23 protein-coding genes are annotated in these 26,152 nt (G+C 64.0%); 5 read left to right on the top strand and 18 right to left on the bottom strand.

Features of this window, described 5'->3' with window-relative positions; genetic code table 11:
• Positions 1-36 precede the first annotated feature (36 nt).
• Positions 37-339: a zf-TFIIB domain-containing protein gene (locus tag EN990_RS03295; protein WP_024502504.1), complete on the bottom strand. Its 303-nt coding sequence runs from the start codon at positions 337-339 to the stop codon at positions 37-39.
• A 32-nt stretch (positions 340-371) separates the two neighbouring features.
• Between EN990_RS03295 and EN990_RS35715 the strand changes: the two genes are divergently transcribed.
• Positions 372-515 carry a hypothetical protein gene (locus tag EN990_RS35715; RefSeq protein WP_206526336.1) on the top strand — a complete coding sequence of 48 codons (144 nt, stop codon included), beginning with the start codon at positions 372-374 and terminating at the stop codon, positions 513-515.
• Between the two features lie 93 nt (positions 516-608).
• On the opposite strand, the gene EN990_RS03290 is transcribed toward EN990_RS35715, so the two are convergent.
• Positions 609-1,598, bottom strand: a complete 990-nt coding sequence (locus EN990_RS03290; protein ID WP_127388240.1) for a zinc-dependent alcohol dehydrogenase family protein — start codon at positions 1,596-1,598, stop codon at positions 609-611.
• 101 nt (positions 1,599-1,699) lie between these two features.
• Here EN990_RS03290 and EN990_RS03285 point away from each other — a divergent pair, with 101 nt between their 5' ends.
• Positions 1,700-2,602, top strand: a complete 903-nt coding sequence (locus tag EN990_RS03285; protein ID WP_127368428.1) for a LysR family transcriptional regulator — start codon at positions 1,700-1,702, stop codon at positions 2,600-2,602.
• Between the two features lie 23 nt (positions 2,603-2,625).
• Here EN990_RS03285 and EN990_RS03280 read toward each other — a convergent pair whose 3' ends face one another.
• The 7 genes from EN990_RS03280 to EN990_RS03250 all read right to left on the bottom strand — a co-directional run bounded on the left by EN990_RS03280 (position 2,626) and on the right by EN990_RS03250 (position 11,384).
• Complete coding sequence (locus EN990_RS03280; protein ID WP_127368427.1) at positions 2,626-4,653, bottom strand: CocE/NonD family hydrolase; 2,028 nt, start codon at positions 4,651-4,653, stop codon at positions 2,626-2,628.
• A 48-nt stretch (positions 4,654-4,701) separates the two neighbouring features.
• Positions 4,702-5,676 (bottom strand): ABC transporter ATP-binding protein, encoded by a 975-nt coding sequence (locus tag EN990_RS03275; protein WP_127368426.1) that lies wholly within the window; start codon positions 5,674-5,676, stop codon positions 4,702-4,704.
• On the bottom strand, positions 5,673-6,656 hold the full coding sequence (locus EN990_RS03270) for an ABC transporter ATP-binding protein (protein WP_127368425.1): 984 nt from the start codon (positions 6,654-6,656) through the stop codon (positions 5,673-5,675). Before EN990_RS03270 ends, EN990_RS03275 begins: the two co-directional genes overlap by 4 nt.
• Positions 6,653-7,498, bottom strand: a complete 846-nt coding sequence (locus tag EN990_RS03265; RefSeq protein WP_127368424.1) for an ABC transporter permease — start codon at positions 7,496-7,498, stop codon at positions 6,653-6,655. Before EN990_RS03265 ends, EN990_RS03270 begins: the two co-directional genes overlap by 4 nt.
• Positions 7,499-7,520: 22 nt before the next feature.
• On the bottom strand, positions 7,521-8,468 hold the full coding sequence (locus tag EN990_RS03260) for an ABC transporter permease (RefSeq protein ID WP_127368423.1): 948 nt from the start codon (positions 8,466-8,468) through the stop codon (positions 7,521-7,523).
• 52 nt (positions 8,469-8,520) lie between these two features.
• On the bottom strand, positions 8,521-10,080 hold the full coding sequence (locus tag EN990_RS03255) for an ABC transporter substrate-binding protein (RefSeq protein ID WP_024502512.1): 1,560 nt from the start codon (positions 10,078-10,080) through the stop codon (positions 8,521-8,523).
• 311 nt (positions 10,081-10,391) lie between these two features.
• Positions 10,392-11,384 (bottom strand): membrane dipeptidase, encoded by a 993-nt coding sequence (locus tag EN990_RS03250; RefSeq protein ID WP_082826414.1) that lies wholly within the window; start codon positions 11,382-11,384, stop codon positions 10,392-10,394.
• A 195-nt stretch (positions 11,385-11,579) separates the two neighbouring features.
• On the opposite strand from EN990_RS03250, the gene EN990_RS03245 reads away from it, so the two are divergent.
• A complete protein-coding gene (locus EN990_RS03245; protein ID WP_127368422.1) occupies positions 11,580-12,851 on the top strand; it encodes an FAD-binding oxidoreductase in 1,272 nt (423 codons plus the stop codon).
• Between the two features lie 3 nt (positions 12,852-12,854).
• Here EN990_RS03245 and EN990_RS03240 read toward each other — a convergent pair whose 3' ends face one another.
• Positions 12,855-13,772: a LysR family transcriptional regulator gene (locus EN990_RS03240; RefSeq protein ID WP_127368421.1), complete on the bottom strand. Its 918-nt coding sequence runs from the start codon at positions 13,770-13,772 to the stop codon at positions 12,855-12,857.
• A gap of 128 nt (positions 13,773-13,900) precedes the next feature.
• On the opposite strand from EN990_RS03240, the gene EN990_RS03235 reads away from it, so the two are divergent.
• Positions 13,901-15,238, top strand: a complete 1,338-nt coding sequence (locus EN990_RS03235; protein ID WP_164753891.1) for an aromatic ring-hydroxylating dioxygenase subunit alpha — start codon at positions 13,901-13,903, stop codon at positions 15,236-15,238.
• 84 nt (positions 15,239-15,322) lie between these two features.
• Positions 15,323-16,969: an acetolactate synthase large subunit gene (locus EN990_RS03230; RefSeq protein WP_127370150.1), complete on the top strand. Its 1,647-nt coding sequence runs from the start codon at positions 15,323-15,325 to the stop codon at positions 16,967-16,969.
• Positions 16,970-17,017: 48 nt separating this feature from the next.
• On the opposite strand, the gene EN990_RS03225 is transcribed toward EN990_RS03230, so the two are convergent.
• The 8 genes from EN990_RS03225 to EN990_RS03190 all read right to left on the bottom strand — a co-directional run bounded on the left by EN990_RS03225 (position 17,018) and on the right by EN990_RS03190 (position 26,110).
• Positions 17,018-18,187 (bottom strand): substrate-binding protein, encoded by a 1,170-nt coding sequence (locus tag EN990_RS03225; RefSeq protein ID WP_013532997.1) that lies wholly within the window; start codon positions 18,185-18,187, stop codon positions 17,018-17,020.
• An 82-nt stretch (positions 18,188-18,269) separates the two neighbouring features.
• A complete protein-coding gene (locus tag EN990_RS03220) occupies positions 18,270-18,971 on the bottom strand; it encodes an ABC transporter ATP-binding protein (protein ID WP_127369991.1) in 702 nt (233 codons plus the stop codon).
• 2 nt (positions 18,972-18,973) lie between these two features.
• Complete coding sequence (locus tag EN990_RS03215) at positions 18,974-19,678, bottom strand: ATP-binding cassette domain-containing protein (RefSeq protein WP_013532995.1); 705 nt, start codon at positions 19,676-19,678, stop codon at positions 18,974-18,976.
• The gene (locus EN990_RS03210; RefSeq protein WP_024502520.1) at positions 19,675-20,661 is read right to left on the bottom strand and encodes a branched-chain amino acid ABC transporter permease; all 987 of its coding nucleotides are present in this window, start codon (positions 20,659-20,661) and stop codon (positions 19,675-19,677) included. Before EN990_RS03210 ends, EN990_RS03215 begins: the two co-directional genes overlap by 4 nt.
• Positions 20,658-21,515 carry an urea ABC transporter permease subunit UrtB gene (urtB, locus tag EN990_RS03205; protein WP_064995186.1) on the bottom strand — a complete coding sequence of 286 codons (858 nt, stop codon included), beginning with the start codon at positions 21,513-21,515 and terminating at the stop codon, positions 20,658-20,660. The genes EN990_RS03210 and urtB overlap by 4 nt, the downstream gene beginning before the upstream one ends.
• A 4-nt stretch (positions 21,516-21,519) precedes the next feature.
• Positions 21,520-22,641 carry a class II histone deacetylase gene (locus EN990_RS03200; RefSeq protein ID WP_013532992.1) on the bottom strand — a complete coding sequence of 374 codons (1,122 nt, stop codon included), beginning with the start codon at positions 22,639-22,641 and terminating at the stop codon, positions 21,520-21,522.
• Between the two features lie 83 nt (positions 22,642-22,724).
• The gene (locus EN990_RS03195) at positions 22,725-25,451 is read right to left on the bottom strand and encodes a LuxR C-terminal-related transcriptional regulator (RefSeq protein ID WP_127368784.1); all 2,727 of its coding nucleotides are present in this window, start codon (positions 25,449-25,451) and stop codon (positions 22,725-22,727) included.
• Complete coding sequence (locus EN990_RS03190; RefSeq protein WP_245465042.1) at positions 25,448-26,110, bottom strand: GNAT family N-acetyltransferase; 663 nt, start codon at positions 26,108-26,110, stop codon at positions 25,448-25,450. Before EN990_RS03190 ends, EN990_RS03195 begins: the two co-directional genes overlap by 4 nt.
• Positions 26,111-26,152 lie beyond the last annotated feature (42 nt).

The following is a 26,152-nucleotide window of genomic DNA, read 5'->3' as shown; positions in this document are numbered from 1 at the left end:
CAGCAAGTGCCGGCCTGGATGTCGGGCATCATGCGGTCAGTCGAACAACTCTTCGAAGAATGATTTCTTCCGCTTTGGATAGCGGTGACCGTGCGAGCGGGAATAATCGTCATCGCGGCTCTGGCCATGTTGTGGCTGGGAGAATGCTGCCGGCTGTGGCTGCGGCGCGGGCGCCGCTTCCCTGCCGGAACGCTCGATGATCTTGTCGAGTTCTCCTCGATCAAGCCAGACGCCGCGGCACTGCGGACAGTAGTCGATTTCGATACCCTGGCGTTCGCTCATCACGAGCGCGACGCGGCAGGAGGGGCAAACCATACCGAGGAGGGAAGTAGATGTCATACGGGGCTCCAAACCGAAAGGAATGAGCCCGCTTGACCGAAAGAATGGAAACGGGCCCGTTAAAGCGGTCCGACATCACAATCGCCAAAAGCGACAGTCAGAGGGGCCCGGCCCGCACCGAACAGTTAGGGATGCAAAGCCGCGGCTTCAAGGCCGATATTGCCCTGCAAGAATGATTTGTTCGCCACCGTTGCTCAGGCAGTCACCACGATTCAAATCGTCACCACGATCTCAGATCGTCACCACGATCTCAGATCGTCACTACGATCTCAGATCGTCACTACGATCTTGCCGAACTGCTCGTTCGATTCCAGATAGCGATGCGCCTCGACGATTTGGTCGAACGCGAAGGTCCTGTCGATGATCGGCCTCAGCGTCCCGTCCTCCAGACCTTCGACGATAAACGCCTTGGCGGCCTCGAGTTTCACAGGGTTGCCGGTGATCTCGTGGACGAGGTAGCCGCGCAGTGTCAGCGTCTTGCTCAGCACCGCTGGCAGCGGGAATGGCGTCGGCTCGCGGCTGAGACCGCCATATTCGATGAGGATGCCGCCACGCGACATGGCCGCTGTGAGTGGCTCGAAGATCGGGCCGCCGACCGCATCGAACACGACGCGCACGCCTTCAGGCCCTGCGATCTCATTCAGCCGTGCCGCCAAATCCTCCTCGGCCAAGGTGACGACTTCAGCCGCGCCGGCGTCGAGCAGGGCCTGCCTCTTCGCCGATGTCCGCGTCACCGCAATCGCTGGTGCACCGACCCTGTTGGCGATCTGGATTGCCGCAAGCCCGACGCTGCTCGAGGCCGCGGTGATCACCACGTGGTCTCCGCTGTGCAGCCCGGCGATATCGATCAGCGCGCCATAGGCGGTGAGATACTGCATCCAGACGGCCGCTGCCGTCTGCCAGTCGAGCGACGGCGGATGCTTGACGACAAGTCCGGCGGGGTAGGTGGCAAACTCGCCATAGGCCGGCCAGCGGATCATCGATTGCGGCGGGATGACACTGACGCTGTCGCCCGGCGCGAAATCCCTCACACCGTCGCCAATAGCCTCGATGACGCCCGCTGCCTCAAGGCCAAGCCCCGAGGGGAGCGTCGGCGTCTCGATATAGGAACCCGCGCGCAGCAGCGCTTCGGCGCGATTGAGGCCGAGTGCCTTGACCCGGATTTGAACTTCGCCCGAACCCGGTGGGGAAAGCGCGACATCCTCGATGCGCAGAACCTCGGGGCCACCATGCTGGTGAAAGCGAACTACGCGTGTCATTCGGATACTCCAAATCAGCTGAACCGAATGAGCTATGCAGCCGGTCTTGCCAGGGATAAATGGCTGTAAGAGAAGAACAGTAGAAACCAGGAGTTCTGAATATGGATCGGCTTGAGAGCATGGCCGTGTTCGTCAAGGCGGTCGATCTCGGCTCGTTCGCGGCCGCGGCGGTCGCGCTTGATCTCTCCGGACCGATGGTCGGCAAGCATGTCCGGTTTCTTGAGGAGCGGCTGGGCGTGCGGCTGCTCAACCGGACCACGCGACGGCAGAGCCTGACCGACTTCGGCCGCGCTTACTATGAACGCTGTCGGGTGGTGCTGGCCGAGGCCGAAGCCGCCGATGCGCTCGCCGCCGAACAGTTTTCGGAGCCACGTGGAAAACTGCGGGTCACCATGCCGGCGCATTTCGGGCGCCATTGCGTGACCCCCGTGTTGCTGAAGCTGGCCCATCAATATCCGATGCTGGAACTCGACCTGTCGCTCACCGACCGCTTGGCGGATCTTGCCGAGGACGGCTACGATCTCGCAATCCGCACCGGCGCTCTTGACGACAAGGTGGGGGTGATTGCGCGTCGCGTCGCGCGTCAGGGCATGGTCGTCTGCGCGGCACCCTCTTATCTCAGAATTCATGGCGAGCCGCAGCGGATCGAGGATCTCGCCGACCATCAGGCGACTGTCTACCGCCGGCTCGGCCAGGTCATTCAGCCGTGGTTGTTTGTGCGCGAGGGGCAACCCACGCTCGAGATCACGCCAACCGGACGGCTGCGGCTCGACGATCTCGATGCCATCGCTGACGCGGCCGCCGACGGCATGGGGCTGGCCTGGCTGCCCTGGTGGCTGGTACGCGACCGCATTCAGGCCGGCGCGCTGATGGCGCTGTTGCCGGACCAGCCGCGATATCTCTACGACTGCCACGCGCTTTGGCTGCAGACACCGCATCTGCCGCTGAAGGTGCGGCTGGCCGTCGATGCGCTGGCCTTCGCCTTGCCGAAATCGATGGCCTGATTGCCCAGTCCAATCGCCGCCGCTCAGTTGAGATCGCGCCGATACTCCTTGACCTCGCTGCGGTCGACGATCCGCTCGTCTCCGTCATGGGCAGTGATGTGGGTCTCGATCCGCCAGACGTCGCGCAGCGCGCGCACCGTCGCCGTCACTGAAAGGCGCGCCTGCCAGTCGCCGCGGCCATAGGATTTTTCCCAGGTGCAGGTGCCGACCGCCGAGGTCGGGTCGTCGGGGTGAATGGAGAACCGGTCGACATGCTTCGCTGAAAGGACGATTCCCGTATGCGGATGCCGCACCGTGCCGCCATCATTGACGACTTGGTAGACGGTCTCGCCAGTGACCTGGTCTGTCGAAACCGAGCGCTGAAAGCCGTCCCCTTTGGTCAGAACCTCCTGCTCCATCGGCGCGGCGCTTTCCGGAGCCAGGAAGGCCCCCAGCGTGTCGTCCAGCTTCTGCGGCGCGCGCACCGGCAGGATCAGCCGGCTATCGCCGCAATGGATCGACAGCGTCGCCTGCTCGGCGGTCGGAAAGACGATCGGCCAATGCGATGTCGCCAGTGCCAGCCGGATACGCTCGCCAACCTCGAAACGCTGCCCGCAGCAGCGCAGCTTGATGCGGACGGTCTCCGCCCGGCCCGGCACCATGGGTGCGATGTCCAGATCATCGTTGCGATGGCTCAGATTGAGGATGCCGTAGCTGACGCGCGAGGCAGCACCTTCAGGGAACACTTGCGACAGCGTGGCGGACAGAAGCGCAACCGGCTTGTCGGAGGAGAGCTTGACCTCGAATTCGGGAAAACCGAGGATCTCGACCGCTTCGGTCAACGGCGCCGTCTCGAAGATCAGGGCATTGCCTTCTTCCGTGCGTTGGTCGACCGGCAAGGTCGGCATGACGCCATAACCGCACCAGGCGCCGGAAGACAGGCCGGCCGTCTGCGGCGATGAAATCTCCAGGATCGTGTCTTCGCCCCTGGCCTCGCTCAGCACATGCGGCGCAAGGTTCAGCACCTTTTCGCCGATCCCCGGCCCCGGCCATGCCGGCTCCGCGACCCAGCGGCCGGGTCGCTCGTCATAGATCGCTGCCGGCCGTGCGGGATCCTGAATCCAGGCGCGCAGCATCGGCTCGTCGGCAATGCCGGTGTTTATGCCCTTGAGATATTGGTCCCACCAGCGCAGGCACTCCTGCAGGAAGCCGATGCGCGGTCCTGGCATGGCGAAGTGCGGATATTTATGGCCCCAGGGTCCAATCAACCCTTTGCGGGGACCGCTTAGCTTTTCCAGCATCCGGAAGATCGGATTGGGGTAACCGTCGGCCCAGCCGCCGACGGCGTAGACCGGGATTTCGACATCGGAATAATCCTCGCAGATCGAACCGTGCTTGTAGAAATCGTCGCGGCGCTGGTGTTCGAACCAGTCCTGCATCCAGATGCCATTGCCATTCAGCCGTTGTTTCCAAAGACCGCGCCAGCGGTCACCGACAATGAGCGGGTCGGGCGGGGTCATGGCGATGGCCCAGGCGGTGGTTCCCCACATCAGATTGTCGCACATCATCGCGCCGCCGAGATAATGCACGTCGTCGTTATAGCGGTCGTCGGTCGAACACAGCGAAACGACGGCTTTCAGCGCCGGCGGCCGGCGGGCCGCGACCTGCAGCCCGTTGAAGCCGCCCCAGCTGATGCCGATCATGCCGACGCTTCCCGAGCACCAGGATTGCCTCGCCAGCCATTCGATGACCACCAGGCAGTCATCCTGCTCCTGCTTCAGATACTCACCCTTGCACAGCCCTTCGCTGTCGCCCGAGCCGCGCATGTCGACCCGCACGCCGGCATAGCCGTGACCGGCGAAATAGGGATGCGTCAGCGCATCGCGCTCCACCGTTCCGTCACGCTTGCGATAGGGCAAATATTCGAGGATCGCCGGCACGGGATCGCTCTCCGCGTCTTCCGGCAGCCAGACACGCGCCGCCAGCTTGACGCCATCCGGCATCGGAATCCACAAATTCTCGATCTCGCGGATTTTGCGCGGGAAATCGGTGACGACGCGGATATCTTGCATGGCGGCTCCTCTCAACGCCTCGGCCGACACTTGCGCCGGTGGCGATCCTTATGTGTTCAGCGGGAAATGGCAGGTCAGACGGCTGTCGCCGACCGAGGCCGGGACGGGGACATCCAGCGCGCAACGGCCCTCGGCCTGCGGGCAGCGTGTGTGAAACTCGCAGCCTGAGGGGCGCGCCAGCAAGGACGGAACGTCAGCCGGCAGCGTGATGCGCTGATGCACCCTGTCGGGATCAGGCTCGGGATTGGCGGAGAGAAGGGCCGCCGTATAGGGATGATGCGGGGCGCGGAAGATCGCTTCGGTTTCGCCCTGCTCGACGAAGCGCCCGAGATACATCACCGCCATGCGGTCGGCGATCTGGCGCACGACATGCAGATTGTGGGTGATGATCAGCATCGACAGGCCCATGCGGTCGCGCAGGTCGTTGAGCAGGTTCAGCGCCTCTCCCTGCACGGAGACGTCGAGGCCGGCGGTCGGCTCGTCGGCGACGACCAGCACCGGGTCCAGCGCAATCGCCCGCGCTACGCCGACGCGGCGCGCCTGGCCGCCAGATAGCTGGTGCGGGTAGCGGTCGGCGAAATCGCGCGGCAGCCCGACCAGCGCAAGAAGCCGTGTGACTTCAGCGTTGAGATCGCGATCCGACAAACCGTGGATGACGAAAGGCTCCGACAGCAGCGAGCGCACGCTGAGCCGCGGCGACAGCGATCCGACCGGATCCTGGAACATCATCGGCATGCGCCGCCGCACCGGTTTCATCGCGGCGTTGGACAGGCCTTGCAGTTCCTGTCCTTCGAACACGATCGTGCCTGCTTTCACCGGCTGAAGACCGTTGAGGGTGCGCGCCAGCGTCGTCTTGCCCGAGCCGGATTCGCCGACCAGCGCGAAGGTGCTGCCTCGTTGAAGCGTGAAGCTGACGCCGGAGACCGCTTCGATTTCGGTGGCCCGCCCCGCGAGCCTGGCGGACAGGCCGCCAACCCGGAACGAGACGCGCAGGTCGCTGACACGGAGCAGGTCTTCGTTCATGCGCCCATGGCCCCCAGTGGAACGTCCGAGTGCCAGCAATGGGCGATATGAGATCCGCCGACAGGGGCGCTGGGAGGCGTCGTCAGGCATTGGGCGTCGGCGCGATCGCAGCGCGGCTGGAAGACGCAGCCGCTTGGTCGGCGGCGCAGGTCCGGCAAGGTCCCGGCAATCGTCGGCAGCCGGGACACACGCTGCGACAGCCGGGCGGGATCGCAGGCCAGCAGCTTCTGCGTGTAGGGATGGCGGGCGTCGTGGAAGATCTCGCGGGTCGTGCCGCTTTCCACCACCTCGCCGGCATACATCACGATCATCTCGTCGCAGAGTTCGGCGATCACGCCCAGATGATGCGAGATGAACAGCACCGAGCAGCCGATGTCGCGCTGCAGATCCTTGAGCAGTTCGATGGTGGCCACCTCCAGCGTCGCATCGAGCGCCGTGGTCGGCTCGTCGGCGATCAGCAGCGCCGGCTCCATCATCAGCGCCATGGCAATGGCGATGCGCTGCTTCATGCCGCCGGAGAATTCGTGCGGAAACTGTGTCAGCCGGCTTTCCGGATCGGGAATGCGAACCTTGCGCAGCATGGCGACCGAGCGCGCATCCTTGTCCCGCTTCGACAGACCCGAGCGATACTGGATGTCGCGCATCTGCCGCCCCACCGACAGCACCGGGTTGAGCGCGCCCATCGGGTCCTGGAAAACGGTGGCGATCCTTTGCCCGCGCAAGCCGCGCATCGCCATGGGGTCAAGCCGGGCGAGGTCCTTGTCACCCTCGAAGATGATCTCGCCCGATAATATCTCGCCATTGTCGGCGAGCAGGCCGAGAATGGCGTTGATGAGCGTCGACTTCCCGCAGCCGGATTCGCCGACCACGCCAACGCTGCGGTTGGCCGGCACGGAAAAACTCACCTGCTTCAGCGCCTCCAGTCGCCCACTCTCGGTGTGGAAGGCGACGCTCAGATCCTTGATCGCGAGAACCGTCATGACCGCCCCTTCAGCCGGGGATCGAAGAGGTCGCGCAGCGTCTCGCCGAAGAAGGTGAAGCCGAGTGTGGTCAGCACGATGGGCAGGCCGCCGGCAATCACGATCCAGTAGGAATCGCGGATGTTGGCAAAGCCGTCATTGAGGATCGCGCCCCAGCTCGGCGTTGGCGGCCGCACGCCGAGCCCGAGGAAGCTCATGCCGGCCTCGATCGCCACCACCACGGGAATGTCCATCGATATCAGGATCAGGATCGGGCCGATGATGTTGGGCAGGATATGGACGCGCAGGATACGGGCGGCACTGGCGCCCATCGAGCGCGCCGCCATGACATGTTCGGCCGACTTCAGCACCAGCGTCTGCGTCCTGATGATGCGGGCATAGCCCGGCACATTGACCAGCATCACCACCAGCACCACCGCATAGAGCGAGGGGCCGAACAGGGTGACCAGCGTCAGCGCCAGCATGACGGTGGGAAAGCTCTTCACGGCGTCGAAGATCAGCAGCAGCACATTGTCGAGCCAGCGCGGCCCATAGCCGGCGATCAGCCCGAGCACCACGCCGACGACCAGCGACACCGCTGTCGCGCCGAGCGCGATCAAGAGCGCGACGCGCCCGCCATAGAGCACCCGGGTCAGAAGATCACGGCCGAGGTGGTCGGTGCCGAGCAGATGCAGCAGGCTCGGCGAAGCGAAGCGTTCGGCCGGCGATATCTTGCTCGGCGCATAGCTGGTCAGCGCGCTGGCAAACACCGCCGACAGCACCACCAGCGTCACCAGCGTCAGGCCGACGGCGCCGAGCGGCTCGCGCATGATGCCGCGCACGGTGCGCCACAATCCGGACAACCGGCTGCCGCCGGAAGACAGCTCAGTTGAAACTTGATCTGACACGGGGATCCAATACACCGACCAGAATGTCGGCCGCTACGTTGACGAGGACGAAGAAGACCGTGGTGACCAGCACGGCTCCGGAGACGATGGGGTAGTTGCGCACCGAGATCGCCTCATAGACCAGCTTGCCGATGCCGGGGCGGGCGAAGACGATTTCGGCGAAAACGGAAGACGACAGCATGTGGCCGATGCCGACGCCGAGCAGGGTGATCGTGGGCAGCACGGCAATGCGCAGCGCGTAGGTGTAGACGATCCGGTGCTCTGTCAGGCCGAAGGCGCGCGCCGTGCGGATATGGCTGGCCTCCAGCGTCTCCAGCATCGAGGCGCGCACCATGCGCGAGATGTAGCCGATCCAGCCAAGCCCGACCGCCAGCGACGGCAGGATGAGGTGCTGGAGCCGGCTGGCGAGGTCGCCCGGTTCGCCGGCGCCGATCGCCGGCAGCCATTGCAGTGCGACCGCGAACACCAGCAGCGAATAGATGGCGACGACGAAGGACGGCACCGCGATCATCGCCACCGAAAGAACCCCGATCACCTGATCGACAAAGCCGCCTCGGCGCACCGCGGCGATACAGCCAAGCGGGATGCCAAGCGCCACCGACCAGGTAATGCCGCCGACCACCAGCGCCAGCGTGAACGGAAGCTGCTCCATCACCACGTCCAGCACCGGCCGGTTCGACAGAACCTCGATGCCCAGGTCACCGCGCAGGACCGATCCGTAGAAGTGCAGGAACTGCCGCCACACCGGCTGGTCGAGGCCCATGCGTACGCGCAGCGCCTCCATCATCTCCGGCGTCGCGCGTGGCCCCAGCGCGACGGAGGCCGGGTCGCCGGGAATGAGGTAGACCATGGCGAACATCATCATCATAGCGACGCTGATGATGATGGCGCCAAGCCACAGACGCTTGAGGGCGTAGCGGATCATTTTCGGTACCTGTCGGACGGTCTTTGGTGGGGGCGAGCCCCGCCCGCCGACATCATGCCGGTTTGAAGTCGGTGAACACGGGTTCGCCGTTCGGCTTCAGGCCGGCCACAAGCGTGTCTCGATTCATGATGCCGGTGACCTCATGCGTCAGGAAAACGTAGTTGCCGTTCTCCTCCATCAGGTCCTGCAGCTTCTTGTAGATGACATCACGTTTCGCCGGGTCGAGCTCGACCATGCCTTCGGCATTGAGCTTGTCGAATTCCTCGCTGGAAAACCGCTCCCAGTTCCAGACGCCGATCTGGTCGCGGGTGAACCAGGCAGTCGCCCAGCTCGGATCCGGCTGCATGGAGAAGCGGCTGATGATCATCTGCAGCTTCTTCCAGTAGTCGCCTTCCTTGGCGCCAAGCGTCCAGAAGGTGCCGCTGTCGTTCTGCTTGATCTCCACATTGAGGCCGACATCCTGCAGGTTCGACTGCACGACCTGCGCCGCGGTCAGCCGCTCGGTCTTGTTGAGGATGTCGAGCGTGATCGTCGTGCCGGCCAATCCTTCCTTGGTGATCATGTCGCGGGCGCGGTCCGGGTCGAAATCGAAAAGGTTCTTCTCGCGATGGCCGGGCAGGCCGGGCGCGATGATGCCGGTGGCGGTTGCGGCGGCGCCGAAATAGGCAGCATCGACCACCGCCTTGCGGTCCACGGCGTACTGAACCGCGCGGCGCATGTTGGGATTGTTGAAGGGAGCGACATCCTGGTTCATGCCGAGCCAGACAAAGGCCAGCGAAGGCTTCTCCACCACGGTCGTCTTCGGCGGCGGCGTCTGCTTCAGGCGCGAGATCGAGGAGACCGCGGTCCAGGTGTAGTCGAGGTCGCCGGCCTCATAGCCGAGTTCGGCGGTCTTCTCGTCCTCGATCGGATGAATGTGGATTTCCGCGAAGGCGCCTTGCTCGTACTTCCAGTCGGGATTGCGGACCAGCACCGTGCGCTGCTTGGGCAGCCATTCCTTCAGGATGTAGGGGCCTGACTGAGCCACCGGCTTGACGCCCATCTTGCCACCGAGCTCGGTGATGGCGCGCTTTGACAGGATGGTGCCGGACGGCGTCGGCAAGGTCGACGTCCACAGCGGCGCGAAGGCTTGTTTCAGGTGGATCAGCCCCGACAGCTTGTCCTTGACCTCGACTTCCTTGAGCGTTGCCCAGTCGCCGGAATAGGGGCTCTTGTTGGCTGGGTCGGCGATGCGTTCGATCGAAAACTTCACGTCTTCGGCCGTCATCTGGCCGTAGCCATCGGTGAAGCCGATATTGTCGCGCAGCTGGAAGGCGACGGTCAGCGGATCGAGCTGCTTGATCGTTTCCGCCGCCATCGGCCGCCAGCCCCAGCTGTCGCCCGGCGTGGTGACGACGAGGCCGGCGAAGATGACGCTGGTGATGTCGCCTTCAGGCGCCGCCAGCCGGAAGCAAGGGTCGAGCGTCTGGATGTCGGCGTAGGAGCGCACCTTGAGGATCGGCCCGTCGCTCGACCAGGAAACTTTTGGATTGACCATTGAGGCGAGGCCGAAAGCGCCGGCTCCGGCGAGCAGGCTGCGGCGCGAAACCCTGGTGTCGGCTAGAATGGACATGCTCTACCCCTCAGCTGTTTTCGTTGTCTTGTTTTCAGGCCGCAGGCCATTCTCCAAGCCGGGCCGAATGTGTCGGTCCGCTAAAACTGCTAATAATAGACATCTATGTCTAGCGAAAATTTTGCCGGCACGTCCGAATCTTGGATACGGACGATCTTGCGGAAAATCTCGACATCTGTTCCGACCGCCGCCGGCGCGTCGACTTGGGCAAGTCGCGGGCGGAATGTGATCGCGCAGACGATATGGCCTGGCCCGCCATTCGGTGGGGCTGGATCAAGAGCTGTAGCAGAGATAGGCCTCTCGGCCGCCGCTCACTTCCAGATTTCAGCCGCCAGGCGCATGAAATTGCCGCCCAGGACATCGCGCACGGTCTGCTCGGACTGGCCGCGGCGCAGAAGAACCTCGGTCAGTTCGCGCATCTGACCTGGAGCCGCGTAGGTCGTCGCCCCCTCCGGATATTCGCTCTTGGGCCAGAATTGCGGATTGTCGGAAATGATGCGGTCGATGCCTTTGACATCAACCGGAAAGGCGTAGTCCAGTCCGATGCCGACATGATTTGGGCCAGCCAGGTCGACGAGATATTCGATGTGGTCAGCCAGCCTGTCCGAGTCCGTGCGTCCCTCTCCCAGGAAACGATTGAGCCCGACGATCGCGACGATGCCGCCGGTGCGCGCGCAGGCCTTGATCTGCTCGTCGGTGATATTGCGGCCATGGCCGCACAAGGCCTTGGCGTTGGAGTGCGAGAAGATGACCGGCCGGTTGGAGTATTCCATCACCTCCATCGAGGTGCGATAGCCGGTATGGGTGACGTCGACGAACATGCCGAGACGGTTCATCTCGTCGATGACCTCGCGGCCGAACGCCGTCAGGCTGGTCTCGACATCGTGGCAACCGCCGCCGGCCAGATTGTTCCTGTTGTACGCAAACAGGATCTGGCGGACGCCCAGATGGTGATAGAACTCGACCATCTCGACGCGGCCGTCGAGCGCGTTCATGCCCTCGATGTCGAAGGTGATCGCCAGTTTGCCTTCAAGCTTGGCCTTGCGGATTTCCGCGACGGAGGAGACCAGCGTGTAGTGCTCGGGATTGGCAAGGATCCAGTGGCGGAAATTTGCGAGCGTCCGCACGGTCTGCTCCCAGGGCAACAGGTCGAAGCCGACATCGATCGACAGATAGTCGATGCCGGCGTCGCGCCAGATCTGCAGATTGTTCAGGTCCGCCGCCGGGTCCGGCATGAAGCCGGAATGCGCGTCCCATATGATTTCACTGTCGAAAATGGCCTGGGCGGCTGTCGAAACGCTCACTTTTTCCTCGCTCTCTCGGCGACACAACACAACGGAAAGCCGGATCAAGCGGCGTTCCGGACGTGTGATCCAGATGCAGTGCGCATCAAGTATCAGGCCACAGACACATGTGTCTAGACAGTCCGGGACGAGCCTGTATGGTCGCCGTCGCTGTATGTCGCTCCGACCGGAACATCGGCAAGAGAGAGAACAAAGATGAGTTCAAACGGAAGCCATGGCGGCAGCGATAGCAGGCATATCGCGGTGATTGGCGGCGGCATCATCGGCTGCAGCGCGGCTTTCCATCTGCTGCGGTCCGGCGTGCGCCGGGTGACGGTCATCGATGCCGGCCAGCCGGGTGCCGCAACCACAAGCGCCGGTGCTGGCTTCGTCTCCCATTGGTCCGCCGGCATGATCCCGCTCGGTGAAGAGGGCTTTCAGCTGCAGCAATATGGCCTCGATTTCTATCGCAGGCTGCACGAGGTCGGCGCCGAGATTGGTTATCGGCCGAACGGCACCTTGATCATGGCGCTGACCGAGGACGGGCGCGAACGCTTCGTCCGCCCGGTGCTGGATTCTCCCTATGCGCCGCCGGAAATGCAGGACCTGGATGCCGTGCAGATCGGGCAGAAGATGCAGGGTCTCATCGATCCGGCCCGGGTCCATTCGGCGGCCTACAATCCGCATGGCATCCAGCTCGACACCAAGCTGGCGATGGGGGTGCTGACCGGCCAGATCAGCGAGCTCGGCGGCGTCTTCCGCAGCAACGCACGCGTGACTGCCGTCCATGATGCCGGCGACCGGGTGACGATCGAGACCGACCAGGGCGGTCTTGAGGCTGATGGCGTGATTGTTGCCGCCGGCGCCTGGAACAACCAGGTCCTGTCAGGCCTTGGCTGGCAGTTGCCGCTGCTGCGCGTCGTTGCAACGCGCATCGTCACCGACGACCGTGGGCTGCCATCGACCATTCCCACCGTCCAGTGCCGCGAATTGCGGCTGTGGCTGCGCGAGACATTCGGCGCCATAATGTGGGGAACCGGCCGGCACTACAAACCTCTCTACAAGACGAACGACAGCGAAATCGAACCCGGCCAGCCGCACAATATCGGGCTGATGCAGGAAACCTCCGAGCAGGAGCTTGCCGAGTTGCAGACGGTGTTCCCGCCGCTGCGCGGTTCGACGATCGCGAGCTGGGCGCAAGGCGTGCCGTGCTACACGCCCGACAACGGCCTTATCGTCGGCAAGGTCCCCGGCAGCGACAATATCGTGGTCGTCGGTGGCGACAATGAGAGCGGCGTCACCCATGGGCCGGGTCTTGGCCGGCTCTCTTGCGAACTGGTTCTCGGGCAGACCCCGTTCGTTTCCGCCGAGCGGTTCCGTGTCGACCGCTACGCATCCGATGCTTTCAAGTCGGAAGCTGAAATCGAAGCCGCCATGCCGGTCTGGGGCGCGCGTCACGAGGCGTCGCGGTTTGGTCGCGAGGCCTGATCGTCAGCTGCCCCCGGCGCTTGCCTGCAAGCTGTCGCCGACGCTGCCGAGCAGCGCCTGCGCCACCGCCCTGACAACCGGGCCGGCGTTCTTCCTCATGACGATGTGGAAGGAGCCGGCGTGGCGCCGCGAGGTCTTGGTCAGCCGGACGAGCTGGCCGCGGCGCAGATGCTCGTCGGCAAATCCCGCCCAGGCGAGCGCCGCGCCGCGCCCGGCGATGGTTTCGTGTATCATCGACATGTAGCCGGTGAACCGAGGTCCGTCGAGTTTCCGGTCGGTTCCGACCCACGATTGCCAACTGTCGATCGCGCCCGGCGGCGTCACCTGATGCAGCAGCGGCACTGCCAGGAAAGCCTCAGGCTCTTCCGAGGCGAGCGCCGGATAACGCGCCAGGAACGCCGGCGCGCAAACCGGGAACCACTCACCCTCGAGCAGTTTTTCGGTCACGAATTCGGGCCATTGCCCGGCTTCGCCGAAACGGATCGACAATGCCACTTCAGGCTGGTCGAAATCCCTGTAGTCGGTGGATGTCTGCAGCAGCACGCGGCCATCGGCAACCTGCGATGTGATGAGGCCGAAGCGCGGCATCAGCCATGCCTGCGCGAAGTCGTGGCTGCAGCCGACCACGAATGTATCGCTGTCGTGCGCGGTCAAATCCTCGACCGCTTGCCTGATGGTGCCGAGACCCTCGCGGATCGCTTCGGCCAGCGTGTTGCCGGCCCCGGTGACGGCGACGCGGTTGCCTCTGCGCGTGAACAGCTCGACCGACAGCTGGCGCTCGAGATTGGCGACATGCCTGCTGACCGCCGATTGTGCGATGTTGAGCTCCTGTGCGGCCAGCGTCAGCCCGCCATGCCTGGCGGCAGCCTCGAAGACGACCATGGCGTTCAGCAGGGGAAGCGATGTCTTGAGGGTTTTCACGATCCAAACCTGCTTTCATGCCTTTTCGATATGAAGGTCTATCATTTCTGTATTTGCTGCAAGCCTTTCCGCATCGCACACTCTATCGAAACGTCATTCGAACGCCAGCGAGCAGAAAGGTGTTTGCCGTGCAGGCCTACACATCGAACAGCCAGCCTATCGACAGAAGCGAGACCGTCAGGCTGATCGACCGGCAACGTCCGGACTGGTCGCTGGAACAGGCCTTCTACGCGGCCCCTGCCATCTTCGCGCTGGAACGGGACTTGTGGTTTCCGCGTCAATGGATGCTTGTCGCCCATGCCAGCGAGGTCCCAGAAAAGGGCCGCTACATCGTGCGCCAGCTTTTCGACGAGGAGATCATCGTCGTGCGCTTCGACGACGGCGAGGAGGACATCGCGGCCTACTACAATGTCTGCACCCATCGCGGCTCGCGGCTCTGCGCCAAGGATGGTCGCGGCAAGCTTCTGGTCTGCCCCTACCATGCCTGGTCGTTCAGGCTGACCGGCGAGTTGCAGTCACGGCAGGATCTACCGGAAAGCGTCGATCCGGAAGCGCTGGGACTGCACCGCGTGCCCTGCAAGCATTTCGGCGGCCTCGTGTTCTGCGGCCTCGATGCCAATTCGCTGCCCGACATCCAGCCTGTCGCGGACGGGCTGACCGGCGGCTTGCGCGAAAACGGCCTTGACCGCGCACGCATCGTCGCGCGCAAGAACTATCTCACCAAGGCGAACTGGAAGCTGGTGCTCGAGAACTTCCTCGAATGCTATCACTGCCGGCCGGCCCACCCCGAATATTACCGCGTCAACGGCCATGTCAAAGTGACCGCGACCCGCGACGCCGACAAGGCGGTCGAGTGGCAGAATGAAATCGAGGCCTGGCACAGCGTCATCGGCGATGCCGAGTTCCACAAGGGCGCGTGGCAGGCTGGCGACCTCGACACGATGCCGTTTGCCATGCACCGCAAGCCGATCGGATCCGGCCGCAACACGCTGTCCAATACAGGTGAGGGGGTCTCATGCCTGATGGGCGGCCGTCACGCCTATGATGGTGGCGAAAGCGGCTTCCGCCTCGGACGCCTGTCGTTTGCAAGTGCTGCCAATGATTATGTCACGCTGTTCCAGATGATACCGCGCAGCGCCACGGAAACCGACGTCATTCTGACCTGGCTCGTCGACAAGGACGCCGATGGCGACATCGACGCCGATGCGATCAGCTGGATGTGGGACGTCACCACGGTGCAGGACAAGAAGATCACCGAGGACAATGCCGACGGCATCATGTCGCGCGCCTACCGGCCGGGTCCCTATACGCCGCTGGAAAGGCAGACCTCGTTCTTCGTGCAGACCTATCTGTCAGAACTGCGTTCGCTGATCACCGGCACGCGCGGCGCACCGATCAGCCAATGGTCTGCGCCGAAGGAACTTTTCGCCTCGCCGAAAGCGGCGAGCTGCAACACGCGCCTCTGACCCGCAGCCGAAGATGCCTCTTTGAGGCGTCGCGTTCCGATGCCATATGAAGGTGGCCGACGGAATGTTGCGGGAGAGGTGGTCATGACCAAAGGTTCGGATCTGTTCGTCGCGGCCCTCGAGAACGAAGGGGTCGAGCGGATTTTCGGCATTCCGGGCGAAGAAAATCTCGATATCGTCGAATCCATCCGCCGCTCCTCGATCCAGCTGATCCTGACCCGCCACGAGCAGGCAGCCGCTTTCATGGCCGCCACCTATGGCAGGCTTACCGGCAAGCCGGGTGTGTGCATCACCACGCTTGGCCCGGGCGCGCTCAACCTTTCGACCGGTTCGGCCTATGCGCTGCTCGGCGCGATGCCGATGATCATGATCACCGGCCAGAAAGGCATCCTGTCATCCCGGCAGGCGCGCTTCCAGATCGTCGACATCGTCGCGGCGATGAAGCCGCTGACCAAGCTGTCGCGTCAGATCGTCTCGCCGAAGATGATCCCCTCGTTGGTTCGCGAAGCTTTCCGTGTCGCCCAGGAAGAGCGTCCCGGCCCCGTACATCTTGAATTGCCGGAAGACATTGCGGCGGCCGAGTGTGAACCGGTAGCACTCGTGCCAACGCATCCGGTCGAACTGCCGCTGGCCAGCCCGGGCGCGCTTGATCGCGCCGCCCGTATGATCATGGAAGCCAGGCGTCCGCTGCTGATGTTTGGTGCGGCGGCGTCGCGACCGCGCGTGACTCCCGATGTCGCCCAGTTCGTGCTGCGGACGCAAATTCCCTATTTCACCACGCAGATGGGCAAGGGCACCGTGCCTGGCGGCACGGAGCTCTATATGGGAACGGCAGCCCTTTCGGAGCGCGACTATGTGCACGAGGCCATCGAACAGGCCGATCTGATCATCACCATCGGTCACGACACGGTGGAGAAGCCGCCCTTCATCATGGGGGCAAAGGGGCCGAAGGTCATTCATGTCGGCTACCATTCAGCCGATGTCGAGCAGGTCTATTTCCCGCAAGCCGAAATCGTCGGCGACCTCGGTCCTTCGCTGGCGCTGCTGGCCGACAGCATCGAGGGCAAGGTCCCCAATGCACAGGCCTTGCTGCCGCTGCGGGAAGGCATTCTGAGCCGCATCGCCGCGCGCGCCACCGAAGATCGCTTCACGCCGCAGCGCATCGTGCATGACGTGCGCGCCGTGATGCCGCCGGACGGGATCCTCGCCCTCGACAATGGCATGTACAAGATCTGGTTCGCGCGCAACTACCGGACGCGCATGGCAAACACGATCCTGCTCGACAATGCGCTGGCCACCATGGGCGCGGGCTTGCCGTCGGCGATGATGGCGGCACTGCTCTATCCGCAGCGCCGTGTCATGGCCATCTGTGGCGATGGCGGCTTCATGATGAACAGCCAGGAACTGGAGACCGCCGTCAGGCTCAAGCTCAATCTCGTCGTCCTGCTGCTCGAAGACCATGCCTATGGCATGATCCGCTGGAAGCAGGCGGTCGACGAATTTCCGGATTTCGGCATGACCTTCGGCAATCCCGACTTCGTCAGATATGCCGAGGCCTACGGAGCCAAGGGGACAAGAGTTGGCGAGATCGCCGATTTGCGGCAGGCGCTGGAACGGGCCTTCACCGGCGGCGGCGTGCACCTCGTCGTCGTGCCCATCGACTATTCCGAAAACACCAGGGTGCTTGTCGACGAATTGCGCGAGCGGCTGCCTGCGCCGCAAGCGAGCTGACGGCGGCAAAGCCGCCGTCAGGATTACCTGGAGCTGTTGCCGAAGCGCCTACAGCTTGCAGTAAGGGGTGACCGGCGCGATCGTCCCGAAATCCTTGGCGATCTCATAGCTGATGCCGTCTGCGGCCGCCTTGCCGACATAGGAATGGCAGAGCGTGTGGTTGTTGCTGGCATCGACCCGGATCTTGCCTTGCGGCGCGTCGAACTCGATCGTGGGCAGCGCCTTGAGCACATCATCGTCCTTCAGCGATCCGGCCTTCTCGGCGGCCAGGGCGTAGAGATGCAGGCCGTTGTAGCCGGCTTCGCCGATGCCGTTGACCATCTTCTCCTTGCCGAACTTCTCGCGGAAGCTCGCGATGAACTTCTTGTTGACCGGATTGTCGAGCGCCATCCAGTAAGGCTGCGGTGCGTAGGTGCCGGCCGCGACGCCGGGCGGCAGCGCGTCCTTGTTGAAGACCTCGTCGAGCGGTGCGATCAGCGGCTGCTTGATATCGAAGCTGCGATACTGCTTGAGCTGGGTGACGGCGTCGTTGCCGACCACCATCGACCAGACGACATCGGGCTTCAGCGACTTGATCTTCTGGAAGGCCGGGCCGAAATCCGTGGTGCCGAACGGATAGTAGTCGGCGCCGATGATCTTGCCGCCGGCCTTTTCGTAAGCCGCCGTGATCGCCTCGGTCATCTTCTGCGGCCAGGCATAGTCGGAGGCCATGACGTAGATGGTCTTGCCGAGGGTCTCGGCCACCCACGGCATCATCGGGTCGACCTGCTGCATCGGGATCGGGCCGGTGGCGACGAAGTAGCGGTTGCATTCGCCGCCCTCGAAATTGGTTGGGTAGAAGAACAGCTTCTTGGCCTTCGAGGTCACCGACAGCGTAGCACTTCGCTCCGGCGAAATGATCGTGCCCATGACCACGTCGACCTTGTCTTCGTTGATGAGCTTGCGCGCCTTGTCGATGGAACCCTTGGTCGTGGTCTGGTTGTCCTCGATGAACAACTCGACCTGGCGCCCGCCAATGCCATTGGCGGCGTTCAGTTCGGCGGCGGCGAGCTTGTAGCAATTGAGCAGCGTCTCGCCGAGGATCGCCTGCAGCCCGGTGATCGGGATCGACAGGCCGACCTTGACGGTGTCGGCGGCGCGCAGGACCGACGGCGCACCGACCATGGCGAAAGCGGCCGCGGCGCCGCCGGATTTCAAGACAGTTCTTCTGCTTATCATTGTTGTGTTCCCTTCCAGTCCCAGGCGCGCCCCATGCACGCCTTACAAGTCAACAAGCTCCCAGGCGCGCTTCAGGCGCGCCTTATAGGGCCAACAGATCCTTCAGCAGGGTCTCGTCGGCGAACGCCTCTGGCGCGCCTTCATGGACGATCCTGCCCTTCTCCATCACCAGGCAGCGGTCCGATGCCTTGAGAACGAGATCGAGATTCTGCTCGACCAGCACGATCGCGATGCTGCGTTCGCGCGCGATGCGCGGCACCAGCTCGGCGATCGACTGCACGATGTTCGGCTGTATGCCTTCCGAAGGCTCATCGAGCAGCAGCACCGACGGCAGGCCGCAGAGCGCGCGGCCGATCGCCAGCATCTGCTGCTGGCCGCCCGAAAGCGTGCCGGCGACCTGCGCTTCGCGCTCGCGCAGGATCGGAAAATAGCCGAAGATGTCGACCGGAATGCCGCCGTCGCCACGGTCCTCGGCAGCGCGGGTACCGACCTCCAGGTTTTGCCGCACCGTCAGCTGGTTGAAGATCCCGCGCCCCTGCGGCACATGCGCGATGCCTGCCCGCGCGCGGCGGAAAGCCGGCGCGTTCGTGAGGTCCTTGTCACCGAGAACCACGGCGCCACCGCTCGCCCGCAAGCCGCCGGCGATGACGCGCAGCAGCGTCGTCTTGCCGGCGCCGTTACGGCCGAGCAGGCCGACGACTTCGCCCGGCGCGACACTGAGGTCGATGCCGTTCAGCACCGGGAGCGGGCCGTAGCCGGCCGAGACCGCCATTGTCCGCAGCATGATCAGCGCCTCCCCAGATAGACATCGCGGACCATTTCGTCGGTCTCGATGTCATGGAAAGGACCGCTGCGCAGGCGGCGTCCCTGATGCAGCACCAGCGTCTCGCAGTTCAGCGCCCGTACGAAGCGGATATCGTGTTCGACGGCGACGATCGAGAACTCGCCCTTTAGGCGTAGCAGCATATCGGCCGTCGCCAGCGTCTCCTGCGGCGTCATGCCGGCGGTGGGTTCGTCGAGCAAAAGCAACCGCGGCTCGATTGCCAGCGCCATGCCGATCTCCAGCCATTGCTTCTGGCCATGCGCGAGTTCGCCGGCCGGTGTGGCAGCGCGATTGCTCAGCGCGACCAATTCCAGCAATTCGCCAACCGGGCGCACAGGCGAGGGCGCCCCCCAGCGGGCGACCTTCACATTGTCTTCCACCGAGAGGCTCGGGAAAACGGACGGGATCTGGAACTTGCGCGCGATGCCGAGCCGGGCGATGCGATGCAGCGGCAGGCCGGCTATGTCGTGGCCGAGGAAGCGCACGCTGCCGCTGGTCGGGCGCAGCGTACCGGTCAACACATTGAGGAAGGTGCTTTTGCCGGCGCCGTTCGGGCCGATGATGCAGCAGAGTTCCTTGTCGCGTACAGTGAGGTTCAGGGCCTCCAGCGCCTGCAGCCCGCCAAAGCGGATGCCGACATTTTCGGCCTGGAGCAGGATGTCGCTCATTGTGCGCGCCTCCCGCCTTTGAACAGGGCTTTCAGTCGCGCGTAGATCGACAGGATGCCGTCCGGCAGGACGAAGACGATGATGACGAAGACACAGCCGAGCAATAGCGGCCACAGGCTCGGGTTGAAACTGCTGATCGTCTGCTGCGCACGCTGGATGAAGATGGCGCCGAGCACCGGCCCCAGCAGCGTGCCGCGCCCGCCGACCGCCACCCAGACGATGACTTCCGTCGACAGAAGCAGTCCGGACAGATCCGGTGCCACCAACCCCGCCATGCAGACATAGAGCGCGCCGGCAAGGCCGGCGATCGCCGCCGACAGGACGAAGGTGACGAGCAGCCGCAACGGCGCATTGTGGCCGAGCGCTGCTGCCCGGACTTCATTGTCCTGTATGGCGGTCAGCACCGTACCCCAGCGGCCACGGCTGATCGACCACAGCGCCAGCACGGTCACCGCGACGATGGCCGAGACGAAGATGTAGCTGGGCAGGTCCTGGCTGAGATCGACGTGCAGCCCGCCGACATCGAAGGCAATCGGCGGAATGCCGATCAGCCCGCTGTCGCCGCCGGTGACCGAGCTCCAGGAGACCGCCGCCTGCTGGCAGATGACGCCCATGGCCAGCGTGACGATGGTGAAATAGCTGCCACGGATGCCGCCGAAAAACAGGAAGTAGCCGATGATGGCGGAGACCAAGGCCGCACCGGCCACCGCACCGATGATGCCAAGCAGGCTGGCGAAGGAGATCGCATCGTTGAGCGTGATCAGCGCCATGATGTAGCCGCCGATGCCGAAAAACGCAGCGTGGCCGAAACACAGGATTCCAGTGCGGCCCCAGAAGAAGTCGAGGCTCGCGGCGAACAGGCCGAAGATCAGCGCGTCGCGGATCACGGTCAGCTGATACCCGCCGACAAAGAACGGATAGATGATCGCGAGCGCCACGCAGGCGGCGAAGATCAGCAGCCAGTTGCGGTCGCGGGCGATCATCGCGACGCTCCGTTGAACAGGCCGTTGGGCCGAAGCCGGACAGCGACGATGGCCGCCAGCAGCACGACCGCCTGCGCCAGCGACGGCGAGATCTGATAATTGAGGATGCTGGTCAGCCCGCCGACGAAGACGCTGCCGGCGACGAGGCCGCCGATCGAGCCGACGCCGCCGACAATGACGACGAAGAAGGCGTTGGCGAGATAGTTCACCCCCATCTGCGGCAGCACGATCGCCAGCGGCGCGACCAGTCCGCCGGCGAGCCCGGCGATGGCCGCGCCGAAGGTGAAGGCGATGGCGTAGGTGCGCCGCGTGTTGATGCCGACGCCCTCGGCCATTTCGCGGTTCTGGATGACGGTGCGGATGTCGAGACCGAAGGACGTGCGGCTGATCAGCAGGATGACGCCGAGCAAGGTCAGCATGGCGATGCCGATCAGGATCAGCCGATAGGCCGGGTAGACGGTGAAGAAGAGGTCGAGCGTGCCCTCGATAGGCGGCGTCACCGGCTTGGCGCCGAGACCGAAGATCAGTTCCAGCCCTTGCTGCAGGATCAGGCTGACGCCCCAGGTGGCAAGCACAGTTGAGACCGGCCTGGAATAGAGATGGCGGATGATGGCGAATTCGAGGATGCAGCCGATCACCGCGCCGGCGATGGGGGCAGCCACCAGCCCTAGCCAGAACGAGCCACCCATGCTCTGGACGAAATAGACCGCGAAGGCGCCGACGGTGACGAACTCGCCATGTGCCAAATTGGTCACGTTCATTAGGCCGAAGCTGATCGCTAGCCCGAGCCCGACCAGCATCAGGATACTGATCAGCGTCAGCGCATTGAGCAGCGTGGTGATGACGAAATCCATCGCGTCAGGCCGCACTGGCGAGACGTTGGCGCAGGCCGGCGAGCAGGCCTTCGGCGGCATCGATCACCGCGGCCTGATGAAGCTGCAGGTCTTGCCCGGCCCATTCGTCGATATGGTCCGACAAAGGGTCGACCACTTCGGTACGGTGATTGGCTAGCGTCTCGATGACGGCATGGCCGCAGAACGGCACATAGCCCTCGGAGTAGCCGCCTTCATGGGTCATCATCAGGCGCCCTTGCGAGGTCTCGGCGGCCAGCGCAACCATGCGCGCGGCAAGACGCCTGAAGCATTCGCTGTTGAGCATCATGCGGCCGAGTGGATCGAAGCCGGACGCATCGAAGCCGGAGGCGACGATGACGAGGTCCGGCCTGTAGGCGCGCAGTGCCGGCGCGACAACGCGGTCGAAAGTCGCTTCATAAGCACCGGTTCCGCTGCCGGCCGGCAGCGGGATGTTGATGTTAAAGCCCTCGCCGGCATCTTTCCCGTTGTCGGCCAGCGCACCGCGCCCGGTCGGATAGAGATTGTCCTGGTGCACGGAAATGGTCAGAACCGACGGGTCGGAATAGAACACCGTCTCGGTGCCGTTGCCGTGATGCACATCCCAGTCGACTATCGCCGCGCGCCCGAGCAGGCCTTCATGCTGCAGCCGGCGGACAGCGACGCCAATGTTGGAGAACAGGCAGTTGCCCATCGCCTGGTCGGGCTCGGCATGGTGTCCCGGCGGCCGCGCCAGCGCATAGGCATTGTCGACGCGGCCCGTCAGCACGGCGCGCATCGCGGCATAGGTGGTGCCGGCCGACAGCAGCGCGATGTCAAAACTGTTGAGGCCGATCGGCGCCTGCGGCCCGGCGAAACCGGAGCCGCGTTCGCTGAGCATGCGGATATCATCGACATGGCGTTGCGTGTGCACGCGCAACAGGTCGTCGACCGAGACCGGCTCGGGGATGATCGGCACCAGATGCCGCGACAGGCCGCTGACCTGGATGAGGTTGTTCAGCCGGCGCTTGGAGCCAGGGGATTCCAGATGCCGGCCGGGTTCCACGAAACGGCCGGGCGGCATCATGTCGGCGCTGGAGCCGGTGTCATGCCACATCAGCTGTTCGTGAAAAACGTAGCCTGTCGCCATCCGCAGCGTCCTCTGAAAACCAGGTGACGCTAGCAGGCTAACGATCAGATCGCCCGACCCGAAAGTGGGGTCGCGCCTCTTATCTATGCCCCTCCTTTCGGAGGGGTATGGGCGCCTGCAGATCCTTGCGCGGCGCGCACCGCCTGCACCCGGTTGGTCACCGCGAGCTTGCCGAAAATGTTCTTCAGATGCCATTTCACCGTGGTCTCGCTCACCGACAGCGCCAAGGCGATATCGCGGTTGGACATGCCCTCAGTGAGATAGCGCAGCAGTTCGGCCTCGCGCTGGGTGAGCAGTTCCTTCTCGGCGGCTGGTGCGGTCAGTTTGCGTGTCGCGACAGGCATCGCCTGCGCGGCATCGATGATGCGCGACGCATAGGCTGACAGTGCGGGATCGGTCTTCGCCTGAGCCGCGCGCAGCCGCATCAACCCTTCGACAACAGGCCTTCCCTCGTCGACGAAAGAACGGATGAAGCCGGAGGGTTGGGCGAGACGTAACGCATTGAGGAGATTGCGGTCTGCCTCGCGTTGGTCGTGGGCAGCGCTGGCCGCTTTGGCGCGCAGGATCAGCGCCAATATATGGCGGCGCATGCGCCCGCTGTCTTTCGTGCGCTCGAGCAGCGCGTCGAAAACTCCCGCGGCAGCGGCATAGGATTTCTCGGCCGTCAGCAGGCGGCCCTCGGCAAAGAATTCGAACTCGTTGGCGGTGGTGATGACCACCGAAGCCTCGGTCCCTTCGCCCCGATGCTCGGCCAGCAGCGCACGCGCCTCGGCAATACGGTTCTGATCGAGCAGCACACGTATGCGGTCATGCACGATCATCGATGCCAGGCGGCGATACACCGTGCCGTGTACGCGTTGATAGACGCGCTCAAGCATATCCAGTGCCGCTTCGGTGCGCCCGGTCAGCTGCAGCACGCGGGCATAGGTCGGCACGCTGGCCAGAGGATAGACAATGACTGCCGCGCCTTCGATCTGCGGTCCGAGATTCTCGACCAGGGTCAGCGCTTCGCCCGACGCATTGGTCTCATAGGCAAGTTCCGCAAGCAGCGTGCCGGCCAGGGCCTCGGCATAGGAGTTTGCACCGATCCGCGCCCGAGCCTCGATGATCGCGTTGCGCAGCAGCCGCTCGGCGGCGGGCAAGCGGCCCGCCGAACGCTCGATCACGGCCATGTAGCAATTGGCAATGGTGACGCCGAGCAGGCTGCCGCTTCGCTCATGCGCCCGGCGTGCCGCATCGATGGCGGCGCGTGCGCCGTCGAGGTCACCCAGCGCATAGAGGTTGTAGCCAATGACATTGGCGGTCGCGCCCTCCATGAACCAGGCATCGGGCGCGATGACGCGCAGGGCCGCAAGGGCTGTGTCGCGCGCCTGATCGAACTGCTCCAGCGTGCTGTGAACGGCGGCGGCGAGAACCACGAGCTCAGCCTCGATCGTTGTGCCGGTCATCGTGCCTGGGTCGTTGCTGTCGGTCGGTCCGGTCTCGACCAACTTGCGCGCATTGCTCAGCGTCTGTTGGGCAATCTCCGGCTGGCTGCTGTGCACCGCCAACCACAGCACGACCAGCTGCAGCCGAATGCGCTGGTCGATCAGCTTCCTCGGCAGCAGTGCCAGCAGCTGGCGCACGTAGAGAAGCTGGCACTGGGCGATGAGGTCGAGCGCATTGTTCTCCACGAACACCGCCGCGCGGGCCTGGTCGCCGGCGGCCAGCGCGTGCCCGATCGCCTCTGTCAGCATCTTGCGCTCGCCGAACCATTCGGCGGCCGCCAGATGCAGCGGCGCGATCATCTCCGGTTCGCGCCGTTCCATTTCGCGGCTGAGGAAATCGCGGAACAGATGATGGAAGCGGAACCAGCGCCGCTCTTCGTCGAGCGGCACCAGGAACAGGTTGCGCGTCTCGATCTCGGTGATCGCCGCTTCGGCGTCGGCCGCGCGCATCACCGCCCGGCAGGCCTCGGCGCTGAAGCGTTCGAAGATCGAGCTGTAGAGCAGGAATTTTGCGATCGCCGGCGGCAGTTCCAGGAACACTTCGCCCATCAGGAAGTCGGCGACGTTTCGGTTGGCGCCGGTAAAATTGCCGATGACGGTTTCCGGTGCATGCGCGGCACTCAGTGACAAAGAGGCCAGTTGCAGGCCGGCGGCCCATCCTTCGGTGCGCGAGCACAAGGTCTCCACCGTGCCGCTGCTGACGCTCAGGCCCAGCTTGTCGTTGAAGAAAGCTTCGGCCTCGGATGAGGCGAAACGCAGATCGTCGGGGCCGATTTCGAAAACGTCGCCAAGCACCCGGAGCTTGCCGAGCTGCAGGTCGGGCAGGCTGCGTGAGCCGATGACGAAAGCAACATTTTCCGGCGCCTGCCGGGTCAGGCGCTCCATGAACCGCTTCACCGCCGGCGCCTCGACGGCGTGGTAATCGTCGAAGAACAGGGTGATGTAGGCCTCGCGCGCCGCCAGACCCGCCACAAGTGCCGCGAGCACGACATCGAGCTGCGGGATGGGGCTCGACTGGAAGGCAAGGTCGAGTTCCGCCGGGCTCTGGACCAGATGGCGCAGCGCGCCCACCAGATGCGATAGGAAGGCGCCCTCATCATTGTCCGTCGCCTCGCAGGACAGCCATGCCGTCAGCCTGCCGTGGCGTGCGATTTCCGCAGCCCATTGCGCCATCGTCGTCGATTTGCCGAAGCCAGCGGGCGCGGCGAACAGCACGATGCGCGTGTCGATATGACGCTCCAGCGTCGACAGAATGGTCTCGCGGCGCACCCATCGGCGATGGTGCGGCGACGCTTGGCTGACGGATTGCGGAGCTGTTCTCATCTAGGTCCGCACAGCCTGTAGCTCTCTGGGGGAGAGTCGCCGCAGCCGCTCCACTCCGCTTCGATCAGCGGAATTTGCGGTGCGGCATCGCGCGGCAAGGTTCCCTTGATACGGGGATCGTCGACGATCTCAAATCCGGTAGCGAAGGGCACGAACCCGCAGGCGCTGTAGAATCCGATGACGCTGTGATGATCGAAGCTGCTTGTATGCAGCCAGATGCGGCTCGGGTTGAGACGCCATGCGAGCTCCAGTGCCCCGGCCATCAGCCGTTTGCCGAAACCGCGGCCGGTCAGGGACGGGAACAGGCCGAAATAGGTGATCTCGATCTCGTTATAGTCGGCGGCGAAGAACTCGACCATGCCGAGATGCGCGCCGGTTTCGTCGTGGCCGTAGTAGAGATGCTGGCGCGGGTCGGCGAAATGCTCGGTGATTTCGGCATCGGACATTTCGGAAACGCGGTCCCACAGCCAGGGTGCGCCGATCTCGAGAAAGATCGCCCGGTAGGAAACGCAATCGGGCGTCGTGATCCGTGTCATGCCCAAGGGGCGCGCGAGATCCGGCTGCGGCGTGCGCGCTTCCATCCAGGTCACCGCATTGGCAAGCTTGCCAGCCGGCAGGCGATGGTAGCCAATGGCGAGATCGGTGATTTCGGCGGGCATCGTGTCTTCTGTGATCAACGCATTCCTCGTCATGTCTTCCAG

The organism is Mesorhizobium sp. M7A.F.Ca.US.005.03.1.1 (assembly GCF_003997975.1).
Lineage (GTDB): Bacteria > Pseudomonadota > Alphaproteobacteria > Rhizobiales > Rhizobiaceae > Mesorhizobium > Mesorhizobium ciceri.
The sequence above is the reverse complement of the archived record's forward strand: the minus strand, read 5'-3'. Positions and strand labels throughout refer to the sequence as shown.